This window comes from Nonomuraea sp. NPDC001684 (assembly GCF_053596515.1).
Genome location: NZ_JBSFGJ010000643.1, coordinates 1 through 4013, shown reverse-complemented (window position 1 = coordinate 4013; position 4013 = coordinate 1). Strand labels below are relative to the sequence as shown.

The following is a 4013-nucleotide window of genomic DNA, read 5'->3' as shown; positions in this document are numbered from 1 at the left end:
CTCCGCGGCCGAGCCGAGCCGCGGGGCGCGGGTGGTCTCCAGGGCGATGCGCAGGATGTGCTCGCGCGCCGACTCGTACGTCTTGAGCAGGTCCTCCGGCGTCTCCAGGCCGGCCTCCACCAGCAGCCGCGCGGTGCGGACGAGCGGGTCGCGCTCCATGTCGGCCCGCAGCTCCCGCTGGGTGCGGTAGGCCGACTCGACGTCGGACCCGGCGTGCCCCATCAGCCGCACGGTGGACAGGTGCAGGAACGCGGGCGAGCGGTTGGCGCGGACGTGCTGGACGGCGAGCGTGGCGGCGTCGTAGGCGTCGGCCAGGTCGCAGCCGTCGGCGGCGAAGTAGGCGATGCCCGGCCGCCGCGCCGCCGCCTCCACCCAGCCCTTGGGGGTGCGGACGCTGATGCCGATGCCGTTGTCCTCGCACACGAACAGGATGGGCAGCGGCTGCCCCTGGAAGGTGGCGTAGGAGGCGGTGTTGAGCCCGGTCAGGGCGCTGGCGTGGTTGATCGAGGCGTCGCCGAAGCTGCACACGGCGATGGCGTCGGGCGGCCAGGCCGACCGGTCGCCGAGCGCGGCGGCCCGTTCGATGGCGAAGGCCACGCCCACGGCGCGCGGCAGATGGCTGGCGATCGTCGAGGTCTGCGGGATGACGGCCAGGTGGGGGTGGCCGAAGACCTTGTGCCGGCCGCCCGCGATCGGCTCGTCGGCCGCCGCGGTGAGGCCCATCAGCACGTCGCGAAGGCCCTGCTCGGGCAGCCGGCCGGCCTGCTCGGACCTGGTCAGGTAGAAGGCGCCGGACCGGTAGTGGAGCAGCGCCGGGTCGCTCGCCCTGGCCGCGGCGGCGACCGCCGCGTTGCCTTCGTGGCCGGCCGACCCGATCGTGTAGAAGCCCTCGTTCTGCTCGCGGAGCCAGCGGGCGGCGATGTCGAGCAGGCGGCTGTCGAGCTGGCGCTGGAACAGGGTCCGGCACCGGTCGCCGGTGAGCGACGTGCCCTCGCGCACCGGGCCGCCGGGATCTCGGGCGGGGCCTGACTTCAGCGCCTCAACGGATTGGATGAAATGTGTCTCAACAGTGTCGCGCGCCACACCCTGATTATGTCCGTCATCGCCGCCGCCGTCTGCCGGAGTGCATGACAGATTGTGGTCCGGTCCGTTTAACCCTGATCCAGGACCGTTTGCAGATATCTACGGCATTTCGGGGGTTTTCGCACCGCGTGAATCGCCGTCGGTCAGTTAGTGATTGTTAACGCTGGCCTCGATCGCGGCGCGGGCCATCGTGTGCAGCAGGGGGCGCATGTCGTGCGGGGGCAGCTCGCCCGCGCTGTGGGGCGTCGAGTTGAGCAGGCCGAAGACCGCGTGCGTGGCCGCGCGCAGCCGGGCCGGCGGGCACGCCGGGTGCAGCTCGGCCAGCACGGTCACCCACTCCTCGACGTAGAGGCGCTGCAGCCGCCTGATCCTGCGCCGCTCCGGCTCGGGCACGTTGCCCAGCTCGCGGTCGTGCACGGTGATCAGCGCCGGCTGGTCGAGCGCGAACGTGATCTGCACGTTGAGCAGCGCGTCGAGCGTCTCGGCCGGGCCGTCCGAGGAGGTCGCCACCGCCACCGCCGACTCCCGCAGCCGCGAGCTGACGTCGAGCAGCATCTCGGCGAGCAGCGCCTCCTTGCCGCTGAAGTGCCGGTAGAGCGCGGGACCCGAGACGCCGACCGCGCCCCCGATGTCCTCGATGGAGACCCCGTGGAAACCGCGGGCGGCGAACAGCCGGGCGGCCGCGGCGAGGATCTCCATGCGCCTTCTGCCGCGCTCGCGGGTAGGTGGGGAGGCAGTGGTCACGTCTCACATGCTAGACGATTACGTTAATGATGACTAACATCTCGGCCATGACGAGAGGGGACTCATGAGCGACTGGCCGGTGCTGAAGTCGGCCGTGGAGCCCGGGAGCGAGGCGTACAAACGCAACGCCGAGCTCAACGAGCGGCTGGCCGCCGAGCTGCTCGAACGGCTGGCCGCGGCGGCGCTCGGCGGTCCCGAGCGGTCGCGGCAGCGCCACGTCGAGCGGGGCAAGCTGCTGCCGCGCGACCGCGTCGACGGGCTGCTCGACCCGGGTTCCCGCTTCCTGGAGCTGTCGCCGCTGGCGGCCGGCGGCCTCTACGACGACCAGGCGCCCGCCGCCGGGATCATCACCGGCGTCGGCAGGGTGGCCGGGCGCGAGTGCGTGGTCGTGGCCAACGACGCGACCGTCAAGGGCGGCACGTACTACCCGATGACCGTCAAGAAGCACCTGCGCGCGCAGGAGGTGGCCCTGCACAACCACCTGCCCTGCGTCTACCTGGTCGACTCCGGCGGCGCGTTCCTGCCCAGGCAGGACGAGGTCTTCCCCGACCGGGAGCACTTCGGGCGCATCTTCTACAACCAGGCGACCATGTCGGCCCGCGGCATCCCGCAGATCGCCGCCGTGCTCGGCTCGTGCACCGCCGGCGGCGCGTACGTGCCGGCCATGAGCGACGAGGCGGTCATCGTCCGCGGCCAGGGCACGATCTTCCTGGGCGGTCCGCCCCTGGTGAAGGCGGCCACCGGCGAGGAGGTCACGGCCGAGGAGCTGGGCGGCGGCGACCTGCACTCCCGGGTCAGCGGCGTCACCGACCACCTGGCCGAGGACGACGCCCACGCCCTGGCCATCGTCCGCGACATCGTCTCGACGCTGGCCCCCCGGGCCCCCCGTCCCTGGGACACGGTCGCGCCCGAGGAGCCGCGGCACGACCCGCGCGACCTCTACGGCCTCGTCCCGGCCGACACCCGCCAGCCCTACGACGTGCGCGAGGTCATCGCCCGGCTGGTGGACGGCTCGCGCTTCCTGGAGTTCAAGGCCGAGTACGGCTCCACCCTCGTCACCGGCTTCGCCCACCTGCACGGCCACCCGGTGGGCATCGTGGCCAACAACGGCATCCTGTTCAGCGAGTCGGCGATGAAGGGCGCGCACTTCATCGAGCTGTGCGACCAGCGCCGCATCCCCCTGGTGTTCCTGCAGAACATCAGCGGGTTCATGGTCGGCAAGGCGTACGAGGCGGGCGGCATCGCCAAGCACGGCGCCAAGATGGTCACGGCCGTGTCGTGCGCGCGGGTGCCCAAGTTCACGGTGGTGATCGGCGGCTCGTTCGGGGCGGGCAACTACGCCATGGCCGGACGCGCGTACTCGCCCAGGTTCCTGTGGATGTGGCCCAATGCCCGCATCTCCGTCATGGGCGGCGAGCAGGCGGCGAACGTGCTGACCACGGTCGGCAACGCCGACCCCGACGCCATCCGCGCCCAGTACGAGCACCAGGGCAACCCCTACTACTCCACCGCCCGGCTCTGGGACGACGGCGTGATCGACCCGCTCGACACCCGCACCGTCCTCGGCCTGGCCCTGTCCGCGGCGGCCAACGCGCCGCTCGAACCCGCCGGCTACGGCGTCTTCCGGATGTGATCATGTTCTTCGACCGTGTTCTCATCGCCAACCGGGGCGAGATCGCCGTCCGGGTCGTCCGGACGCTGCGCGCGCTCGGCATCGAGTCGGTGGCGGTGTTCACGCCGCCGGACGCGGGCGCCAGGCACGCCCGCGAAGCAGACATCGCCCTCGAAGTCTCGAAATATCTGGACATCGAGGCGATTGTCGAGGCGGCGCTCGCCTCCGGCGCGCAGGCCGTGCATCCCGGCTACGGCTTCCTGGCCGAGAACGCCGCGTTCGCGCGGCGCTGCGCCGAGGCCGGGCTCGTCTTCGTCGGCCCGTCCCCCGAGGCCATCGACGCCATGGGCGACAAGATCCGCGCCAAGGCCACCGTGTCGGCGGCCGGGGTGCCGGTCGTCCCCGGCGGGGCCGAGCCGGGCGACGACCTGGCGCAGTGGGCCGATTTCCCGGCGCTGATCAAGCCGTCCGCGGGCGGCGGCGGCAAGGGCATGGTGCTGGTGCGCTCGGCCGCCGAGCTGCCCGACGCGCTGGAGTCGGCCCGCCGTACGGCGCGGGCGGCGTTCGGCGACGG

4 protein-coding genes are annotated in these 4013 nt (G+C 72.3%); 2 read left to right on the top strand and 2 right to left on the bottom strand.

Annotation, left to right across the window (positions count from 1 at the left end):
* A partial coding sequence (locus ACWCSD_RS49180; RefSeq protein WP_449926183.1) for a thiamine pyrophosphate-dependent enzyme occupies positions 1–999 on the bottom strand: 999 nt, incomplete at its 3' end.
* 231 nt (positions 1000–1230) lie between these two features.
* On the bottom strand, positions 1231–1782 hold the full coding sequence (locus ACWCSD_RS49175) for a TetR/AcrR family transcriptional regulator (RefSeq protein WP_358285980.1): 552 nt from the start codon (positions 1780–1782) through the stop codon (positions 1231–1233).
* 109 nt (positions 1783–1891) lie between these two features.
* Between ACWCSD_RS49175 and ACWCSD_RS49170 the strand changes: the two genes are divergently transcribed.
* Entirely contained in the window at positions 1892–3460 is a 1569-nt protein-coding gene (locus ACWCSD_RS49170; RefSeq protein WP_387664371.1) for a carboxyl transferase domain-containing protein, read from the top strand.
* Between the two features lie 2 nt (positions 3461–3462).
* On the top strand, positions 3463–4013 hold a 551-nt coding region (locus ACWCSD_RS49165), incomplete at its 3' end, for a biotin carboxylase N-terminal domain-containing protein (RefSeq protein ID WP_449926180.1).